Below are 17,281 nucleotides of genomic sequence, written 5' to 3'. Positions count from 1 at the left end.
TAGGTGAGGTGGAAGAAGGCGCGGAAGAGAAGGAGGGCCAGGTAAAGGGCGTGGCTGTAGCGCCAGGGGCGGCCCCGCTTGCCTTTGGGGGTGGGAGGGGCCACCTCCCGGGCCAGGCGCAGGCAGTGTTCCAAGACCTCCTTGGGGCTTGCCTCCCTGCGAAGGAAGCCTCGCTTGCCCATCAGGAGAGAGATATACACCCGTCCTCCTGACCTTTGCAAGGCAAGCCCAGCCGCAAGCCCCAGGTCCCCTAGCGCTCCACCTCCACCTTGATTTTATAGTTTCCCCGCCGGGTCTCGCCCAGCACCTCAAGAAGCCTTAAGGCCCCAAGCCCCTCGGCCAAAAGGGTGTCCCCGGGGGCCACCTCGTCCTTGGGGGAGGCCACCTTGCCCCGTAGGCGCACCTTGCCCGCCTTGACCCCCTGGACGAAGTAGGTCCGGGAGACGCCAAAGCCCTTGGCCCCCACGGCGTCCACCCGCAAGGAGGGCACCACCAGGGTGCGCACCCGCTCCCGGCCCGGCCTGAGGGCCCCCTCCGGGGGGGGCAGGGGGGTGTGGCCCGCCGCCAGGAGGGCCTTCTTGCCTTGGGGCAGGAGGGCCAGAAGGAAGCCCCCCTCCACCTCCTCCAGGTCCCCCATGGCCTCCCCCAGGTCCGGGGGCTCCTTCTCCAGGAAGACCACCTCCACGGGGTCGTGCACCGAGGGGACCTCAGGGGGGTAGAGGACGGCCACCTTCCGCTCCGCCAGGGGTAGGCCCCCGAAGAAGGCCACCTTTAGGCCCTCGGCCCGGGCCTGCTCCTCCAAAAGGGCCTGGGCCTCGAGGTCCAGGAAGCCCGTCTGCACCACCCGGCCGCCCCGGGCCCGCTTGAGGTAGGCAAGGAGGTCCGCCACGCTCCCCATCCTACCCGGTCAGGGGGCCTCCTCCCGCACCACGAAGCTCAGGCGGGCGCTGGCCCGTTCTTCCCCCTCCACCAGGGCCCGCACCGCCACCTTGCCCAGGCCGCGGCGGAAGAGGAGGAGCTCCCCCTCCAGGACCATCGTGTCCCCAGGGACCACGGGCTTCTTGAAGCGGGCCTCCTCCACCCCCACCAGGAAGACCAGCCCTCCGGGCTTGAAGCCCGGCTGCCGGGCGATGGTGCCCACCGCCGCCTGGGCCATGGCCTCGAGGATCAGCACCCCCGGCATCACGGGGTAGCCGGGGAAGTGGCCCTGGAAGTGGGGCTCGTTGAAGGTGACGTTCTTCAGGGCGCGGAAGGTGCGCTCGTCCGCGTGGAGCACCCGGTCAATGAGGAGAAAGGGGTAGCGGTGCGGGAGGAGCCGGAGGATCTCCCCAATCTCCACGGCCTCACCTCTTCAGCACGTCGTCGGAGGAGAGGATGGTGTCCTCCAGGACGTGGAGCATCTCCAGGGCCTTCCCCGTGCCTAGGGCCACCGCCTCTATGGGGTTTTCCGCCACCACCACCGGCACCCCGGTGGCCTCCTCCAGGGCCACGTCCAGGTTCTTGAGGAGGGCCCCGCCCCCGGTGAGGAGGATGCCCCGCTCGTAGATGTCCGAGGCCAGCTCGGGCGGGGTGGTCTCCAGCACCCCCTTCACCCCCTGGAAGATCTTCTCCAGGGGCTCCTTGAGGGCCTCGGCCACGTCCTCGGCGGGGATCTCCGCCGTGCGGGGGAGGCCCGTGATGAGGTCGCGGCCCCGCACCTCGGCCACCTCCTTCTCCTCCCCGGGGAGGACCTTGGCCCGGCCCAGCTGGATCTTGAGCTCCTCGGCGGTGCGCTCCCCGATGAGGAGGCTGTACTTCTGGCGGACGTAGCGGATGATGGCCTGGTCCATCTCGTTCCCGGCGATGCGCAGGCTCTCCGAGCGCACAATCCCCCCCAGGGAGATGACGGCGATGTCGGTGGAGCCGCCGCCGATGTCCACCACCATGCTCCCCGTGGGCTCGGCCACGTTGATCCCCGCGCCGATGGCCGCCGCCAGGGGCTCCTCGATGAGGTAGACCTTCTGGGCCAGGGCGGAGACCGCCTGCACCACCGCCCGCCGCTCCACATCCGTAACCCCGGAGGGCACCCCCACCATGACCCGCGGCTTGAAGAAGCGGCTCATGGGGGAGAGCACCTTCTGGAGGAAGAGGAGGAGCATGCGCTCGGTGAGGGCGTAGTCGGCGATAACCCCGTCCTTGAGAGGCCGCACCGCCACGATGTTCCCCGGGGTGCGCCCCAGCATGCGGTAGGCCTCGGCCCCCACCGCCTTGACCTCCCGCTTCCCCTGCACCACGGCAATCACCGAGGGCTCGCGCAGGACGATGCCCTTCCCCCGCACGTAGATGAGGACGCTGGCCGTCCCCAGGTCAATCCCGATGTCCTCGCCCCTAAGCATATCGCCCCATTCTACCCGCTAGCGGGCGTACTCCACCGCTCGGGTCTCCCGCACCACCGTGACCTGCACCTGGCCGGGGTAGTTCATCTCCCGCTCTATGCGGCTGGCGATCTCCCGGGCCAGGAGGGTGGCCTTGGCGTCGGTGATCTTGTCGGGCTTGACGATGACCCTCACCTCCCGCCCCGCCTGCACGGCGAAGGCCGTCTCCACCCCGGGGAAGGAGAGGGCAATGCGCTCCAGGGCCTCGAGGCGCTGCAGGTACTCCTCCAAGGACTCCCGCCTGGCCCCGGGCCGGGCGGCGGAAAGGGCGTCGGCGGCAGCCACCAGCACGGCATACACCGTTTCGGCGTTCTCGGGGTCGTGGTGGTGGGCGATGCCGTCAATCACCTCGGGGGGCTCCCCAAAACGCCGGGCCAGGGCGATGCCGATCTCCACATGGCTTCCCTCCACCTCCCGGTCCACGCTCTTGCCGATGTCGTGCAAAAGCCCCGCCCGCCGGGCCAGGGCCGCATCCAGGCCCAGCTCCGCGGCCATGATGCCCGTGAGGTGGGCCACCTGGATGGAGTGCTTGAGGACGTTCTGCCCGTAGCTGGAGCGGAAGTGGAGCCGGCCTAAGAGCTGGATGAGCCCGGGCTTCAGGCCCACCACCCCGGCCTCGAGGGCCGCCTCCTCCCCCCTTTCGTAGATGAAGGTCTTCATCTCCTGCTTGGCCTTCTCCACCACTTCCTCAATGCGGCTTGGGTGGATGCGGCCATCCTTGAGGAGCTCTTCCAGGGCCATGCGGGCAATCTCCCGGCGCACGGGGTTAAAGGAGGAAAGGAGGACCGCCTCCGGGGTGTCGTCAATGATCAGGTCCACCCCGGTGAGGGCCTCAAAGGTGCGGATGTTCCGCCCCTCGCGCCCGATGATGCGCCCCTTCATGGCATCGGAGGGGATGGGCACCACGGAGACCGCCAGCTGGGCCGCGGTCTCGGAGGCCTGGCGTTGCATGGCCTGGGCCAGGATCTTCTGGGCCTCCCGCCTTGCCTCCAGCCGGGCCTTCTCCAGGGCGGCCCGCACCCGCTGGGCCTTCTCCTCCTCCAGCTCCTGGTCCAGCCGCTCCAGGATGAGCCGCCTGGCCTCCTCCGGGGAAAGGCCAGCCACCTGGTAGAGCCTGGCCTCCACCTCCTTCTCCCTCTCCTGAAGCTGGGCCTCCCGCTCCTTCAGGCCCTCCTCCCGCTTGGCCAGGGCCTCCTCCAGGGCGTCCAGCCGGAGGGCCCGGGCGTCCAGGGCCTCCCCCCGCTTGGAAAGCCTTTCCGCCTCGCGGCGGAGCTCCTCCCGCTCCTCCTTGAGGCGCTCCCGTTCCCCCCGCACCTCCTCCTGGAGGGCCCTAAGCCGCTCCCGCTCGGCGCGGAGCTCTTCCCGTTCCGCCTTCAGCCGCTCCTCGGCCTCGGCCAGGCGCCTTTTGGCCTCGGCCTCCAGGGCCTCCACCCGCCTTTTGGCCTCGGCCTCCAGCTCCTGGCGCAGGGCCCTCCCCCGCTCCTCGGCGGCCTCCCGCAGGGCCCTGGCCTCCTGGCGGGCGGCCTCCAGGATCTCCCGCGCCTCCTTGCGGGCGGCCTCGAGGGCCTCCCTGGCCTCCTCCTTGGCCGCCTCCAAAAGCTCCCGGGCCTCCCGGCCCGCCTGCTCCTCTCCCCGGCGCCTCAGGAAAAGCGCCAAAAGGAGGAGGAGGACCAGGAGGAAGAGCACCAGGTCCAGCAGGCTCATCTACTCCTCCTCCTCGCTGGCGGCCAGGACCACCTCCCCGGCCCGTTCCAGGACCTTGGCGCGGATCTCCTCCAGAAGCTCGGGCCGCTCCCGCAGGTAGTCCGCCGCCTTCTCCTTGCCCTGGCCCAGCCGGGCCTCCCCATAGGAGAACCAGGAGCCCGCCTTCTCAATCACGTTGGCCGCCACGGCCACGTTCACCAGGTCCATGACCGGGTCCAGCCCCCGGCCGAAGTAAATCTCCAGCTCGGCCTCCCGGAAGGGGGGGGCCAGCTTGTTCTTGACCACCTTTACCTTGACGCGGATGCCCACCGCCTCGTTGCCCACCTTGATGGGCTGGCCGCTTTTGCGCACGTCCAGGCGCACGCTGGCGTAGAACTTCAGGGCCCGCCCCCCGGGGGTGGTCTCGGGGTTGCCGTACATCACCCCCACCTTCTCCCGCACCTGGTTGATGAAGATGGCGGCGGTGTTGCTCTTGGAGAGCACCGCGGTGAGCTTCCGCAGGGCCTGGCTCATAAGCCGGGCCTGGAGGCCCACGTGCTGGTCCCCCATCTCCCCCTCAATCTCCGCCTTGGGCACCAGGGCGGCCACGGAGTCCACCACGATCACGTCCACCGCCCCGGAGCGGGCCAGGAGCTCCACGATCTCCAGGGCCTGCTCCCCGGTGTCCGGCTGGGAGACCAGGAGGTCCTCCACCTTCACCCCCAGCTTCTGGGCGTAAAGGGGGTCCAGGGCGTGCTCCGCGTCCACGAAGGCCGCCACCCCCCCCTGCTTCTGGGCCTGGGCGATGATGGTGAGGGCCAAAGTGGTCTTCCCCCCCGACTCGGGCCCGTAGATCTCAATGACCCGCCCCCGGGGAATGCCCCCTATGCCCAAGGCCAGGTCCAGGCCCAAGGAACCCGTGGGGATCACGTCCACCTGGAACTTGGGCAACTCCCCCAGGCGCATCACCGCGCCCTTGCCGAACTCCTTCTCAATGGTCTTTAGGGCGTTTTCCAGGGCTTTCTTCTTGTTCTCGTCCATGCTCACCTCGCAGAGGGAATTTCTCCAAAATGGTGTAGACGGGCCCCTTGGGCTTAAGCTCCGAACGCACCAGGGCGAACTCGGAAACCGGCCACTCCAGACCGAAGACCACCGGGGGCACCCGGGGGGCCGGGGCCTTGCGCCGGGCCAGGGTGATGTGGGGCTTGAAGGGCTTGTCCCCCCCCGCCCGCAGGGCCTCTTCCCCCAGAAGCTCCGCCACCCCCGCCCTAAGCCCCTCGGCCAGGAGGGAAAACCCCTCCCCCTCGGCCTTGGCGAACCAAACCCGGGGCGTGCCCTCGTTGGGGAAGTAGCCTGTGCCCCGGATGCGGGCGGCAAAGGGGGGCACCAGCCGCCCCAGGCGGTGCCCCAGGGCCCGCAGGTCCGGCAGGTCCTCCTCCGGTCGCTCCCCCAGGAACAAGAGGGTGAGGTGGAGGTGGTGGGGGGCCACCTCCTTCCACCCCTTAAAACGGGCCACCTGGCCCTGGGCCTCCACCAGGGCCTGCCGTACCTCCTCCGGCAGAAAAACCGCGTAGAAAAGCCTCATGTCAGCAGGAGGGCCAAGGCGGCGTACACGCTCCGCAGGCGGATGGTCTCCCGGTCGCCGGGGAAGCGGTAGCGGCGCGCCTCCGCGCCCTTGGGTCCCGCCAGGGCCACGTACACCGTGCCCACCGCCTCCCCTTCCAGCGGATCCGGCCCCGCCACCCCGGTGGTGGCCAGGGCATAGGTGGACCCGAAAAGCGCCCGGGCGGCCTCCGCCATGGCCTTGGCCGTCTCGGCGGAAACCGTCTTGGCGAGGAGTTCCTCCGGCACCCCGAAGCGGGCCTTGGCCCCTAGGGAATAGGATACCACGCCCCCCAGGTAGAACCGGCTCGCCCCCGGCACCCGGGTGATCTCCGCCCCCAAAAGCCCCCCGGTCAGGCTCTCCATGGTGGCCAGGGTGGCCCCCTCCAGCTCCAGCCGGCGCTTCACCGCCTCGGCCAGGGTGAGCTCCCCCTCACCCCAGACCTCCTTGAAAAGCTTCTTCTTAATGCGCTCGGTCAGGTCCGCCACCAGGTCCTCCCGGCCCCGCACCACCACCTCCACCCCATGGGGCCTGGGGTAGGTGCCCACCTCCACCTCCTCCCCCCGCAGGAAGAGGTCGCCCAGCCGCTCCACGATCTCCGACTCCCCGATGCCCCAGGTCTTGAGGACCCTCTCCCCATAGGCCCGGCGGGGAAGGCCCAGCTGGGGCAGAAGTGCCTGCCACATGGGCCGCCACTCGGAGGGCGGCCCGGGAAGGAGCACCAGGTCTTTGCCGCCCTTGCGCACCCACCAGCCAGGGGCCGTGCCCCGGGGGTTGGGAAGCCAGGTGGCGGAGGGGATTTTTAGGGCCTGCTTGCGGTTGGCCTCGGGCATGGGGCGCCCCCGGGCCCGGAAGAGGCCCTCTATGTGGGCCAGCATCCCCTCGTCCAGCTCCAAAGGCTCCCCCAGGGCCTCGGCCACCGCCTCCCGGGTCACGTCGTCCGGGGTGGGGCCAAGCCCCCCCGAGAGGACCACCAGACGGGCCCGTTCCCAGGCCTCCCCCACCTCGCGGACCAGAGGGGGAAGCTCGTCCGCCACCCGCAGGGTGCGCTCCACCTTGAGGGCGTAGGGCTTGAGGCTTTGGGCGATTTCCGCTGTGTTGGTGTCCAGGGTCTCCCCGTAGAGGAGCTCCGTGCCTACCCCGAGGATCTCTGCCCGCTCCATGCCGCCTCCTTGAAGGGGAGGGCCTCCACCAGAAAACGCCCCCCGCCCCCCTCCACCACCATCCCCGGGAGGACCTCCTTGCGCACCACCGCCAGGCCCAGGAGGCCATAGGGGGTCTCCAGCAGGCGCTTGGCCTCCCCTACCCGCTTCTCCCCCAGGAACAGGGGAAAGGGAGGCTCAGCCCCCGGCTCCAGGGCCCTGAGGCCCAGGAGGCCATAGGGCACCTCCTTCCCCTCGGTGCGGGCCATGATCTCCTGGCCCACGTAGCACCCCTTGCCGTAGTCCACCAGGTGGAGCAGGCCCACGCTCTGGGGCAGTTCGCCCCGCACATCGGAGAGGAGGGGCGTCCCGCGGAGGAGGGTGTACAGGGGGTAAAGCTCCGGGGGCAGAGCCCCTTCGGCGGCCTCGGCCACCTCCTCCCGCCCATCCGCGTGCAGGAGGCGGACAAGGGACACCGGCAAAACCTCCACCTGGTCAAAGACGATGTAGCGCTTTAGCCGGGCCTCGAGGCCCTCGAGGCTCCCCCAAGGGGCCAGCAAAAACCCCTCGGGATGGGGAAACAGGGTGGCCGCCTCCTCTATCTGGCCCTTGTGGTTGAGGAAAAGGGCCCCCGCCGGCCCGGAAAGCCGCCTGAGGTCCCGGGTACACTGCCCCTGGAGGAAGGCCAAGGCATCGGGCCCCCTGAGGAGCAGAAGGCCGGGGAAGGCAAAGTACCCCTCCCCCGCCAGGGCTTTTTCCAGCAGTGCCTCCATCCCCCCCATTATTGACCAAAGGGTCAGGCGGGGTGGAGAATGGCCCACGTGCGTTTTTTCTGGGGCTCCTTTGTGGCGCTCTTCCTGGTGGGGGTGGTGGTGGCCCTGCCGGGGGCGGCCCTGCCGGCGTGGCGGGCGCGCTACGGGGTGGGGGAGGAGGTCTCCTGGTTCTTCACCGCCCTCCTCCTGGGCCTCGTTCTGGGGGTGCGCCTGGCCCAGGGGGAGCGGCGCCACCCCCTTCTCCCTGCCGCGCTCCTCCTCCTGGGCCTGGGCCTCCTGGGGGTGGCCCTAGCCCCAGGGTTTCCCCTGGTGGTGGCCCTGGCCTTCTTCCTGGGCCTCGCCCAGGGGGTGCTGAACGTCCACGGCAACAGCCTGGTGGGGGAGCTCTACCCCCAGAAACGGGTGGAGCTCCTGAACCGGGTGAACGTGGCCTTCGGCCTGGGGGCGGTCTTCACCCCCTTCGCCCTCACCCTCCTGCCCTACGCCGCCGTCCTGGGCCTGGGGGCCCTTCTGGCCTGGGTGGGAGCCGGACTCCTCTGGCAGGCCCCTCCGGTGGAGCGCGGCCAGAGGGGCAACGGGGGCAGGCTCTGGCCCTTCCTCCTGGCCGTGGCCCTTTACACCGGGCTGGAGGGAAGCCTGGCCACCTGGAACCGGGTGTGGCTGGAGCACCTGGGGTACGCCACGGCCACCGGGGGGCTCCTCCTCTCCTTCTACTGGCTCGCCCTGGCCCTAGGCCGGCTTCTCCTCGCCCGCCAGGTGGCCCAAAGGCCCCTCTTCGCCCTGAAAGGGCTCCTGGTGGGCGTCCTGGGGCTTCTCTTCCTCAACCTCTTGCCCCCCACCGCCCTCCTCTTCCCCCTGGTGGGCTTCTTCCTGGGCCCCCTCTTCTCCACCCTCTTCGCCCTGGTCCAGGCCCGCTTTGGCCACCGGGCCCTGGGGGGGCTCCTCTACGCGGGGGCGGCGGGGAGCACCCTGGTGCCGGCCCTCTTCGCCCACCTCCCCCCAGGGGGCATTCCCCTGGGCCTTCTTGGCCTGGTGCTGGCCCTTTTCCTCCTGGTGCAGGGGCTGGAACGGGAGGAGGCCCGTGCTTAAGGCCCTCCTCTTTGACCTGGACGGTACGCTGGCGGACACCGACCCCCTGCACCGCCGGGCCTGGCAGGAGGTGCTCAGGCCCTATGGCCTGGCAGTGAGCCCGGCCTTCTACCGGGAAAGGATCTCGGGCAGGCTCAACCCGGAGATCGTGCGGGACCTCCTGGGCCTGGAAGGAGAGGCGGCTCGGGCCCTCATAGAGGCCAAGGAGGCCCTCTTTCGCCACCTGGCCCAGGACCTGAAGCCCACCCCGGGGCTCCATGCCCTCCTGCAAAAGGCTCAAGCCAGGGGGCTCACGTGGGGCGTGGTGACCAACGCCCCCAAGGAAAACGCCCTCCACGTGCTCAAGGCCCTGGGCCTGAACCCACCCCTTCTGGTCCTGGCGGAGGAGGTGGGGCGGGGCAAGCCCGACCCCCTCCCCTACCGGGTGGCCCTCGAGGGCCTAGGGATACCCCCTGAGGAGGCTTTGGCCTTTGAGGACTCCCCCGCGGGGGTGCAAAGCGCCGTGAGAGCGGGCATCCCCACCTACGCCCTCCCCACGGGACATAGCCCCGAGGCCCTCCTGGCCGCGGGGGCCAAGGAAGTCCTGAGGGACTTCAGGGAGGCCTTGGGCCTGCTATAGGGCGTACCGGGCGAAGGCTGCCTCATCAAAGCGGGCCCGCACCAGGTCGTCCCAGTAGAGCCAGCCCTCCCGGAAGGGGGGGAAGGGGAAGAAGCCGCCCTCCACCTTCAGGTGGAAGGCCAGCTCGTTGGGCTCGGTCACCCCCTGCTGAAAGGCCAGAAGGGCCGAGTGGTAGGCTCCAAAGCTGCTTTGGGCCTGGCTTCCCACCATGGCCCTCTTTCCCTTTTCCCGGGCCAGGGCCAGCATCTCCAGGGTCCAGGTGATGCCGGTGCGGGCGGGCTTGAGGTTCAGGATGTCAAAGGTGTCCAGGAGGAGCTCCCGGCGAAGGTCCTTGGGGGTCATGGCCGAGTCGTCGGCGATGAGGGGGAGGATCTTCTTTTCCCGAAGCCCCCTTCTGGCCTCCACCTCCTCCGTGGGCAAGGGTTCCTCCACGTAGAGGAGGCCGAGCTCCTTCCAGGCGATGAGGTAACGCACAGCCTCCTTGGGGGAGAGGGTTTCGTTGGCGTCGGCGTAAAACTGGGCCTCTGGCAAAGCCTCCTTGAGGTGGGCGATCCTCTGGGTGTCCCCCTCGAGGTCCCGGCCCACCTTCACCTTGAAGACCCGGACCCCGGCGGCGTAGGCCATCCTGGCGTCCTCCAGCATGGCCTCTTCTGAGGCCATACCCAGGAGGTAGGCCACGCGCACCCGGTGCTTGGCGGGCTTGAGGACCTGGTGGAGCTCCTCCCCCTCGCTCCTGGCCCAGGCCTCCCAGATGGCCATGTCCAGGGCTCCCTTGAGGCCCAGGTTGCAGGGAAAGCCTTCCAGGAGGGCCCGGATTCCCTCCTGGTCGTCGGCCTCGAGGCCCAAAAGCTTAGGCTTCAGGTACTCCAGGCCCGCCTGCACGCTCCCCAGGGTCTCGCCGTAGATGGTGGGCCGGATGGCCACCTCCGCCCGGCCCAGGGCACCATCCGAAAGCTCCACCTCCAGAAGGGCGTGCTCCAGGGCCTGGAGCTCCGAGGATTTTCCCCAGCGCAGGGGGGCCTTCAGGGGGATGCGGAAGGGAATGAGGCGGATGTCCTTAAGGCTGGCCATGAGGCCCATTTTATGCCCCCCGGCCCGGTCAGAACCCGTGCCGGGAAAGGAAGGCCCGCACTTCCCCCACCTCCTCTTCCGGGGTCAAGGCCTCGGTGTCCAGGACCAGGGCCCGGGGGTGGTGGGCCAGGAGGCGCAAGGGGCCTTGGGGGTCATAGTTCCGCTTCTCCTCGGCCACGATCTTCAGCTTGGCCAGGACCTCCTCGGCCGGGGCCAGGGCCAGGACCTCCGCCAGCTCCTCCGGGGAGAGGACCCCCTCCGCCAGGGCCTCCATTTCCGCCATCTCTTCAGGGCGCAGGGCCACCCGGTCAAAGGCGTCCTGGCGGCGGATGAGGCGCTTGAGCCGGGTGAGGTCCCGGGCGTGGAGGACCACGAAGAGGGCCTTTGGGAGGTGCGCCAGGGCATAGGCCACCTCCGCCTCCCCCCTCAGGCCGTCAAAGAGGAGGAGAGGGTGGGCCTCCACGAACCCCCGGGCCAGCACCTCCGCCACCCCCCCGGGGAACTCCTCCCGGAAGCGGCGGGTGAGGCGGAAGCGCTCCTCCCGGGGGATGGGGGGCTTGGCCCCATAGCGGGGGAGGACGTAGAGGTCCACGAGCTCCCGGCGGTCCGGAAGCCGGGGAAGGCCCAGGGCCTCCACCAGGGTGCTCTTGCCCACCCCGGTGAGGCCCACCAGGACCAGGAGGGAGGTCTGAGAAACGGGAAGCAGGCCGGGGAGAGGGTCTAGGGAGAAAGCCGCCATGGAGGCCATTGTAGGCAAAAAGAAGCAAGCCTTTCCCCGGCCCAAGCCAGGGGCTTTTGCTATGATGGCGGGGATATGAAGCGGCTCCTTACCCTCCTCAGCCTGGCCCTGGGGCTTGCCCTGGCCCAGGCTCCCGCCTATCCGGAAAACACCCTGGGCCTCGGCTACAGCCCGGAAAAGGGGTTCCACCTCCAGGCTAGCGCCTTCCTTCCCTTCTCCCCCCTGGGCATTGACACCGGGGCCGACCTCCAGCTCCGCCTGGCCCAACCCCTCGAGGCCCAGCTCCTCCTCAAGGCCAACCTCTTCCCCGGCCTGGTCCTGGCCGACCTCTACACCTCGGTGGGGCTCGGCCTGGACCTGCGCTACCCCTTTGGCCTCCACCTGGGCCCGGTGCTGAGCGTGGAGGTGCCGGGCGGGGCCCTTTCCGGCACCCTGGGCCTCGGGTACCAAAACGGCCTCCACCTGGCCTGGGGGGCGGGCTTCCGGCTCTACCTGGAGCCCCTGGCCCTCGAGGTCTCCGCCTCGGACCGCTACCCCTTCCTCCTGAGCCTCCTCTACCTCTGGTAGCCCCGTGCGCCGCCTGCCCCTCTTCCTCTTCTCCCTCCCCGCCCTCTTCACCCTGGGCCTCTTCGTCCTCTACCCCTTCCTGGACGTCCTGCGCTTTTCCACCTGGGACTGGTCGGGGCTTTCCGAGCCCAAGCCCATTGGCCTCAAGAACTACCAGGACCTCATCCAGGACCCCGCCTTCTGGGGTAGCCTCTGGGTGACCCTGAAGTTCATGCTCCTGGCCCTACCCCTCTTCGTGCTCCTCTCCATCGGGCTGGCGGTGGCCCTGGAGGGGGCTCCTTACGAGCGCTTCGCCAAAGGCCTCCTCTTCCTCCCCGGCCTGGTCACCCTGGGCGGGGCCACCCTCTCCTGGTACACCCTCTTCACCCCGGAGTACGGGGCCCTGGCCCAGTTCCTCCCCATCCCCCCCTGGGACCGGGAGGGGTTCTGGGCCCTGGCCATGGTGGTGCTCTTCACCCTGTGGCGCCACCTGGGCTACGGGGTGCTGGTGGCCTCGGCCCGGCTCAAGGCCATCCCCAAAACCCTCCTGGAGGCGGCCTACGTGGACGGAGCAGGCCCCTGGGAGGCCTTCCGCCACGTGGTCCTGCCCCTGATGCGCCCGGCGGTGGCCTTTTTGGTGGTGGTGGGCACCATCCTCTCCCTGCAGTCCTACTCCGCGGTCTTCCTCCTCACCCGGGGCGGGCCCTATGGGGCCACCCGGGTCCTGGGCTACTACCTCTACGAGTCGGGGTTTGAGAACTTCCGCCTGGGCTACGCCGCGGCGGTCACCGTGGTCATCCTCCTCCTCACCCTCCTCTTCGCCTACGCCCAGCTGCGGCTTTTGCGTCACGGGGAGGAGTAGCGGTGGCGGGCCAGGTCCTTGAGGTGGCCCTCAAAATCCGGGTTTAGGAAAATCCGCCCCTGGGCGTGGAAAAAGTAGAGGTAGGGGCGGCCCTTCTCGTCCAGGCGCACCGGGTTCAGCACCGCCAGGAGGGCAGCCCGCCCCGGGTTGCCGATGGGCCCCGGGGGCAGGCCGGCGTAGCGGTAGGTGTTGTAGGGGGAGTCCACGGCGAAGTCCCCCGCGGGGCGGGAAAGCTCGGGAAGGGGCTTCCCCAGGGCGTAGGCCACGGTGGGGTCCGCCTGCAGGGGCATGCCCCGCTCCAGCCGGTTCAGGAAGACCCCAGCGATGAGGGGCATCTCCGCCTCGCTCCCCGCCTCCACCTGGACGATGGAGGCCAGGGTCACCCAGGCGTGGACGGAAAGGCCGCGGGCCTGCAAAAGCTGGCGCACGGGAGGGGTGAGCTCGGCCTCAAAGCGCCGGAGCATGGCCCGCACCACCTCCTCCGGGGTGGCCAGGAGGTCAAAGGTGTAGGTGGCGGGGAAGAGGTAGCCCTCCAGGGTCCTCCCCTCCACGTAAGGGGGTTTCAGCCCCTCGGGGTCCTCCACCAGACGCAAGAACCCCTCCCCATCCAGGCCGGCCTGGGAAAGCCGGCGGCCATAGTCCACCGCCCGCAATCCCTCGGGGAAGGTGAGGCTCACCCTCAGGGGCTCCTCCCCCCCGGTGAGGGCCCGGGCCAGGCGAAAGGCCCCTTCCCCCTTGAGGCGGTAGACCCCCGGCACCAGGCGCTTGGCCCGGCCGGAAAAGCGCAGGTAGGCGGAAAAGAGATACCCCGAGCGCAACAGGCCCGCCCCCTCCAGGGCCCGGGCCACCTCCGCCCCCGTGGCCCCCCGGGGGATGCGCACCGTGGCCTCCTTACCCGTGGGGCCCAAAAGCCAGAGGACATAGGCCAAAAGCCCGGCGAAGGTGAGGAAGAGCAGGACCACCCCACGCCAGAGCCAGGGCCTAGGGCCTTCCGGCAAGGTACCCCTCCAGCAGGACCACGGCGCTCAGCTCGTCCAGCTTGCCCTTTTCCTGGCGCACGCGCTTGGGGGCATGCTTGAGCCGCTCCTGGGCGGCCTTGGTGGTGAAGCGCTCGTCCAGAAGCTCCACCTCCAGGCCCTGGGCCCTCAGGGCCTCCACCAGGGGGAGGACCCGCTGGGCCTGGGCGCTTTCCTTGAGGTCCGTGCGCAGGGGAAGGCCCACCACCAGCTTGCCCAGGCCCTCCCGCCGGACGAACTCCAGGAGGGCGGCCACGTCGGCCTCCAGCCCCCGGCGCACCAGGTAGCCCCGGCCGAAGGCGAAGGGGCTTCCCTCTTCCCCCACCGCCAGGCCGATCCGGGCCTCCCCCACGTCAAGCGCGCCCACCCGCATAGGCTGCGCTCCGGTCCGCCAGGAGCACCCCCAGGTAGAGGAGGGCCACCCCGAAGGCCCGGCCCGCCTCTTCAAGGCCCACCACGCCGAAGCGGTTCAGGGTGCTGGTGGAGGCCAGGACCAGGGCGGCCAGGAAGATGAGGGCCGTGCCCTGGGCCCGCTGGGGGTTCTTGCGCCAGAAGAGGAGGGTGGTGTAGAAGGCCACCCCGGCCATGAGGGCCGTGCCCAGGAGGTTGAAGGGGATGGTCCAGAGCCTGGGGGAGGTGAGGCTGGGCTCGGGGAAGGCCTTGCCCAGGGGGGCGTAGGGCTCCGGGAGCTGGGCAAAGTCCAGGGGAGCGGCGGCCACCAGGTAAAGCCCGAAGAGGATCAGGGGGGAAAGGGCCAAGAGGAGGCCCCGCGCCGCCTTGGGGTTCAGAAGGGCCAGGCTCCCCAGGCCCAGGAAGGTCACCCCGTGCATGGCCCCGGTGAAGTACCAAAGCCGGTAGGAAAAGGGGTCCCAGGCCCCCTTGAGCCGGGCCAGGAGCTCGGCGGAAACGCCCAGGGCGAAGAAGAGGAGGCCCAGGCTGTAGAAGGCGTTGTGCAGGCTGGGCCGCTTCCGGTAGCGGGCAAAGGTGAGGGCGAAGAGGGCCCAGGAAAGGGCCACGGCAAGAAGGGCAAAAAGGAGCGCCATGGGGGTATTTTACTCCTGGCCAGGCTCAGGGGAGGAGCTCTGGCAGGGCCCTGCGGGCCATCTCCCCCTCGAGGCCCGCCCCCTGGGCCAAGGCCCCCTTGCCACCCCCCCGGCCCCCCGCCCGCTCCGTGAGGGCGCGGAAGAGGGCGCCGGCCTCGAGGCCCCGCTCCTGGGCCCGCTTGGAAAGCTTGAGCACCGCCTGCCCCCCGGAGAGCACCAGGGCCACGTCCGCCCCCCGTTGCACCAGGTCGTCCGCCGCCTGGCGCAGGGCGGCCATGTCCACCCCGGAGAGCTCCGCCACCCCGTAGCGCAGGCCCCCCTTCTCGGCCAGGGCCACCTCCTTCTGGAGCTCCGCCTGGACCAGGCGGGCCTTCAGGCTCTCCAGCTCCCGCTCCTTGGCCTTGAGTTCCTGCAGGAGCTTCTCCAGCCGCTCCTCCAGGGCGGCCTCCCCCACGGAAAGCCGCCCGGCCAGGGCCCTGACCCGGTTCAGGGTATCCCGGGCAAAGGCGATGGCCGCCTCCCCGGCCACGGCCTCTATACGCCGCACCCCGGCGGAGACCGCCTCCTCCGCGCGGATGAGGAAGGCCCCGATCTCCCCCGTGCGCCGCACGTGGGTGCCCCCGCAGAGCTCCTTGGACTCCACCCCGGGCAGGGGGCTTCCCTCCACCCGCACCACCCGCACGATCTCCCCGTACTTCTCCCCAAAGAGGGCCATGGCCCCCTCCCGCTTGGCCTCCTCCAGGGGCAGATAGCGCCAGGTGACGGGGAAGTCCGCCTGGATCCAGCGGTTCACCAGGCGCTCAATCCGCTCCAGCTCCTCTTCCTTGAGGGCCTCGGGGTGGGTGAAGTCAAAGCGCAGGCGGTCTGGGGCCACCAGGCTCCCCGCCTGGCGCACGTGGGGCCCCAGGACCGCCCGGAGGGCGGCATGCAGGAGGTGGGTGGCGGTGTGGTGGCGCTCGGTGTCCCGCCGCCTGGGGTCCACCACCGCCCGCACCCTTTCGCCCACCCGCAGGACGCCCTCCTCCACCTTGGCCCGGTGCAGGTGGATGCCCCGCTCCGTCTTTTGGGTGGTCTCCACCCAGGCCCGTCCCCCGGGCCACTCCAGGTGGCCGAAGTCCCCGATCTGGCCGCCCCCTTCCGCGTAGAAGGGGGTCTTGTCCAGGACCACCTGCACCTCGGTGCCGGGGCCCGCCTCCGCCAGGCTCTGGTCCCCGGCCAGGAGGGCCAGGACCTCGGCCTCGGCCTCGAGGGCCCCATAGCCCGAAAACTCCGTGGCCCCCCGCTCGGCGTAGAGCTCCTCCAGGACCTGGGCCCCCTTCTTGAAGATGTCCCGCTCAAAGGCCATGGCCGCCCGGGAGCGCTCCTGCTGCGCCTCCAGGGCCTTGCGAAAGCCCTCGGTGTCCACGCCAAAGCCCCGCTCGGCGGCGATCTCCACCGTGAGGTCCAGGGGAAAGCCGTAGGTGTCGTAAAGCCGGAAGGCCTCCCCCCCAGGGAGGACCTCCCCGGGCTTGAGGCCGGAAAGCAGGGCGTCCAGGCGCTTCAGCCCCCCCTCCAGGGTCTCCAGGAAGCGCTCCTCCTCCAGCCGGATCTGCCGCTCCACCGCCTCCAGGTTCTCCCGCATCTCCGGGTAGAAGTCCCCCAGGACCTCGGCCACCACCGGGGCCAGGCGGTGGAGGAAGGGCTCCCCTAGCCCCAGGAGGTAGCCGTGGCGCAGGGCCCGGCGCAGGAGGCGGCGGATCACGTAGCCCCGGCCGGTGTTGGCGAAGGTGGCCCCATCGGAAAGGGCGGCCACCACCGCCCGGATGTGGTCGGCGATCACCCGGTGGCTCACCGAGGCCTTGCCCTCGTAGGGCTTGCCGCTATAAAGGGCCACCCGCTCAATGATGGGGTAGAAGGTGTCCGTGCGGTAGAAGTCCTCCACGTCCTGCAGGATGGCCGCCACCCGGTAGAGGCCCATGCCGGTGTCAATGTTCTTCTGGGGCAGGGGCTTGAGGATGCCGGGGCCGGGGATGGACCCCTGGCGGTCGTACTGGGTGAAGACCAGGTTCCAGATCTCCACGAAGCGGTCTCCCGAGCCGGTGTTGGGGCCGGTCTCGTCCGGGGTGCCGTAGGCGGGCCCGCGGTCGTAGAAGATCTCGGAGCAGGGGCCGGAAGGCCCGTTGGGTCCGTGGGTAATGGCCCCGCCGGGCCAGTAGTTCTCGTCCTCCCCGAAGCGGCCGATGCGCGCCTCCGGCACCCCCACCAGGTCGCGCCAGATGGCGTAGGCCTCGTCGTCGTCCTCGTAGACCGTAACCCAAAGCCGCTCGGGGTCCAGGCCCAGCCAGTTGGGGTCGGTGAGAAACTCCCAGGCCCAGAGGATGGCCTCCTTCTTGAAGTAGTCCCCGAAGGAGAAGTTGCCCAGCATCTCAAAGAAGGTGTTGTGCCGGGCAGTGCGGCCCACGTTCTCTATGTCCCCCACCCGCAGGCACTTCTGGCAGGTGGTGATCCTTCGCCACTCCCGGCCGCCGAAGATGGGCCTGGCCCCCAGGAAGTAGGGCTTCAGGGGGGCCATGCCCGCGGAGGTGAAGAGGAGGGAGGGGTCGTTCTCGGGGATGAGGCTGAAGGAGGGCAGGCGCAAATGCCCCTTACCCTCAAAGAAGGACAGGTACTTCTCGCGGATCTCGGCCGTGCGCATGCCTTTG

The 17,281-nt window shown here is 69.9% G+C and carries 18 protein-coding genes and 1 pseudogene; 4 read left to right on the top strand and 15 right to left on the bottom strand.

Annotated features, from left to right (window positions below; translation table 11 throughout):
• From B128_RS12240 to B128_RS0104725, 9 genes and pseudogenes are all read right to left on the bottom strand, one after another.
• A pseudogene (locus tag B128_RS12240) lies at nt 1–200 on the bottom strand (hypothetical protein); the annotation flags it as partial.
• 50 nt (nt 201–250) lie between these two features.
• Nucleotides 251–889, bottom strand: a complete 639-nt coding sequence (locus tag B128_RS0104760) for a S4 domain-containing protein (protein WP_026175025.1) — start codon at nt 887–889, stop codon at nt 251–253.
• Between the two features lie 18 nt (nt 890–907).
• Entirely contained in the window at nt 908–1,339 is a 432-nt protein-coding gene (gene fabZ / locus B128_RS0104755; RefSeq protein ID WP_018111132.1) for a 3-hydroxyacyl-ACP dehydratase FabZ, read from the bottom strand.
• A 4-nt stretch (nt 1,340–1,343) separates the two neighbouring features.
• Nucleotides 1,344–2,375, bottom strand: a complete 1,032-nt coding sequence (gene mreB, locus B128_RS0104750) for a rod shape-determining protein (protein WP_018111131.1) — start codon at nt 2,373–2,375, stop codon at nt 1,344–1,346.
• An 18-nt stretch (nt 2,376–2,393) separates the two neighbouring features.
• Nucleotides 2,394–4,118 (bottom strand): ribonuclease Y, encoded by a 1,725-nt coding sequence (gene rny / locus B128_RS0104745; protein WP_018111130.1) that lies wholly within the window; start codon nt 4,116–4,118, stop codon nt 2,394–2,396.
• Nucleotides 4,119–5,138: a recombinase RecA gene (recA, locus tag B128_RS0104740; RefSeq protein ID WP_018111129.1), complete on the bottom strand. Its 1,020-nt coding sequence runs from the start codon at nt 5,136–5,138 to the stop codon at nt 4,119–4,121.
• On the bottom strand, nt 5,089–5,682 hold the full coding sequence (gene thpR / locus B128_RS0104735; RefSeq protein ID WP_018111128.1) for an RNA 2',3'-cyclic phosphodiesterase: 594 nt from the start codon (nt 5,680–5,682) through the stop codon (nt 5,089–5,091). Before thpR ends, recA begins: the two co-directional genes overlap by 50 nt.
• Complete coding sequence (locus B128_RS0104730; RefSeq protein WP_018111127.1) at nt 5,679–6,863, bottom strand: CinA family nicotinamide mononucleotide deamidase-related protein; 1,185 nt, start codon at nt 6,861–6,863, stop codon at nt 5,679–5,681. Before B128_RS0104730 ends, thpR begins: the two co-directional genes overlap by 4 nt.
• On the bottom strand, nt 6,836–7,615 hold the full coding sequence (locus B128_RS0104725) for a YgfZ family protein (RefSeq protein WP_018111126.1): 780 nt from the start codon (nt 7,613–7,615) through the stop codon (nt 6,836–6,838). The genes B128_RS0104730 and B128_RS0104725 overlap by 28 nt, the downstream gene beginning before the upstream one ends.
• A gap of 39 nt (nt 7,616–7,654) precedes the next feature.
• On the opposite strand from B128_RS0104725, the gene B128_RS0104720 reads away from it, so the two are divergent.
• Both B128_RS0104720 and B128_RS0104715 read left to right on the top strand, forming a co-directional pair.
• Nucleotides 7,655–8,704: an MFS transporter gene (locus B128_RS0104720; RefSeq protein WP_018111125.1), complete on the top strand. Its 1,050-nt coding sequence runs from the start codon at nt 7,655–7,657 to the stop codon at nt 8,702–8,704.
• Complete coding sequence (locus B128_RS0104715) at nt 8,697–9,323, top strand: HAD family hydrolase (RefSeq protein WP_018111124.1); 627 nt, start codon at nt 8,697–8,699, stop codon at nt 9,321–9,323. Before B128_RS0104720 ends, B128_RS0104715 begins: the two co-directional genes overlap by 8 nt.
• On the opposite strand, the gene B128_RS0104710 is transcribed toward B128_RS0104715, so the two are convergent.
• Nucleotides 9,318–10,394 carry an enolase C-terminal domain-like protein gene (locus B128_RS0104710; RefSeq protein ID WP_026175024.1) on the bottom strand — a complete coding sequence of 359 codons (1,077 nt, stop codon included), beginning with the start codon at nt 10,392–10,394 and terminating at the stop codon, nt 9,318–9,320. The genes B128_RS0104715 and B128_RS0104710 overlap by 6 nt on opposite strands.
• Nucleotides 10,395–10,422: 28 nt before the next feature.
• Complete coding sequence (locus tag B128_RS0104705) at nt 10,423–11,142, bottom strand: DEAD/DEAH box helicase family protein (RefSeq protein WP_018111122.1); 720 nt, start codon at nt 11,140–11,142, stop codon at nt 10,423–10,425.
• Between the two features lie 66 nt (nt 11,143–11,208).
• Here B128_RS0104705 and B128_RS0104700 point away from each other — a divergent pair, with 66 nt between their 5' ends.
• Together B128_RS0104700 and B128_RS0104695 are read left to right on the top strand one after the other, a co-directional pair.
• Nucleotides 11,209–11,700, top strand: a complete 492-nt coding sequence (locus B128_RS0104700; protein WP_018111121.1) for a hypothetical protein — start codon at nt 11,209–11,211, stop codon at nt 11,698–11,700.
• Nucleotides 11,701–11,704: 4 nt separating this feature from the next.
• Nucleotides 11,705–12,541, top strand: coding sequence for a carbohydrate ABC transporter permease (locus B128_RS0104695; protein ID WP_018111120.1), 837 nt, complete (start codon nt 11,705–11,707; stop codon nt 12,539–12,541).
• Here the strand turns inward: B128_RS0104695 and mltG are convergent.
• The 4 genes from mltG to alaS are packed head-to-tail and all read right to left on the bottom strand — an operon-like array spanning nt 12,526 to nt 17,274.
• Nucleotides 12,526–13,539 (bottom strand): endolytic transglycosylase MltG, encoded by a 1,014-nt coding sequence (gene mltG, locus B128_RS0104690; RefSeq protein ID WP_018111119.1) that lies wholly within the window; start codon nt 13,537–13,539, stop codon nt 12,526–12,528. The genes B128_RS0104695 and mltG overlap by 16 nt on opposite strands.
• Complete coding sequence (gene ruvX, locus B128_RS0104685) at nt 13,523–13,930, bottom strand: Holliday junction resolvase RuvX (protein WP_018111118.1); 408 nt, start codon at nt 13,928–13,930, stop codon at nt 13,523–13,525. Before ruvX ends, mltG begins: the two co-directional genes overlap by 17 nt.
• Nucleotides 13,911–14,600, bottom strand: a complete 690-nt coding sequence (locus B128_RS0104680) for a hypothetical protein (RefSeq protein ID WP_018111117.1) — start codon at nt 14,598–14,600, stop codon at nt 13,911–13,913. Before B128_RS0104680 ends, ruvX begins: the two co-directional genes overlap by 20 nt.
• 25 nt (nt 14,601–14,625) lie before the next feature.
• Entirely contained in the window at nt 14,626–17,274 is a 2,649-nt protein-coding gene (gene alaS / locus B128_RS0104675) for an alanine--tRNA ligase (RefSeq protein WP_018111116.1), read from the bottom strand.
• Between the last annotated feature and the right edge of the window lie 7 nt (nt 17,275–17,281).

Origin of the sequence: Thermus igniterrae ATCC 700962 (assembly GCF_000376265.1) — a bacterium.
In the GTDB taxonomy this organism is placed as follows: domain Bacteria; phylum Deinococcota; class Deinococci; order Deinococcales; family Thermaceae; genus Thermus; species Thermus igniterrae.
This window is presented reverse-complemented; position numbering and strand designations above follow the sequence as displayed.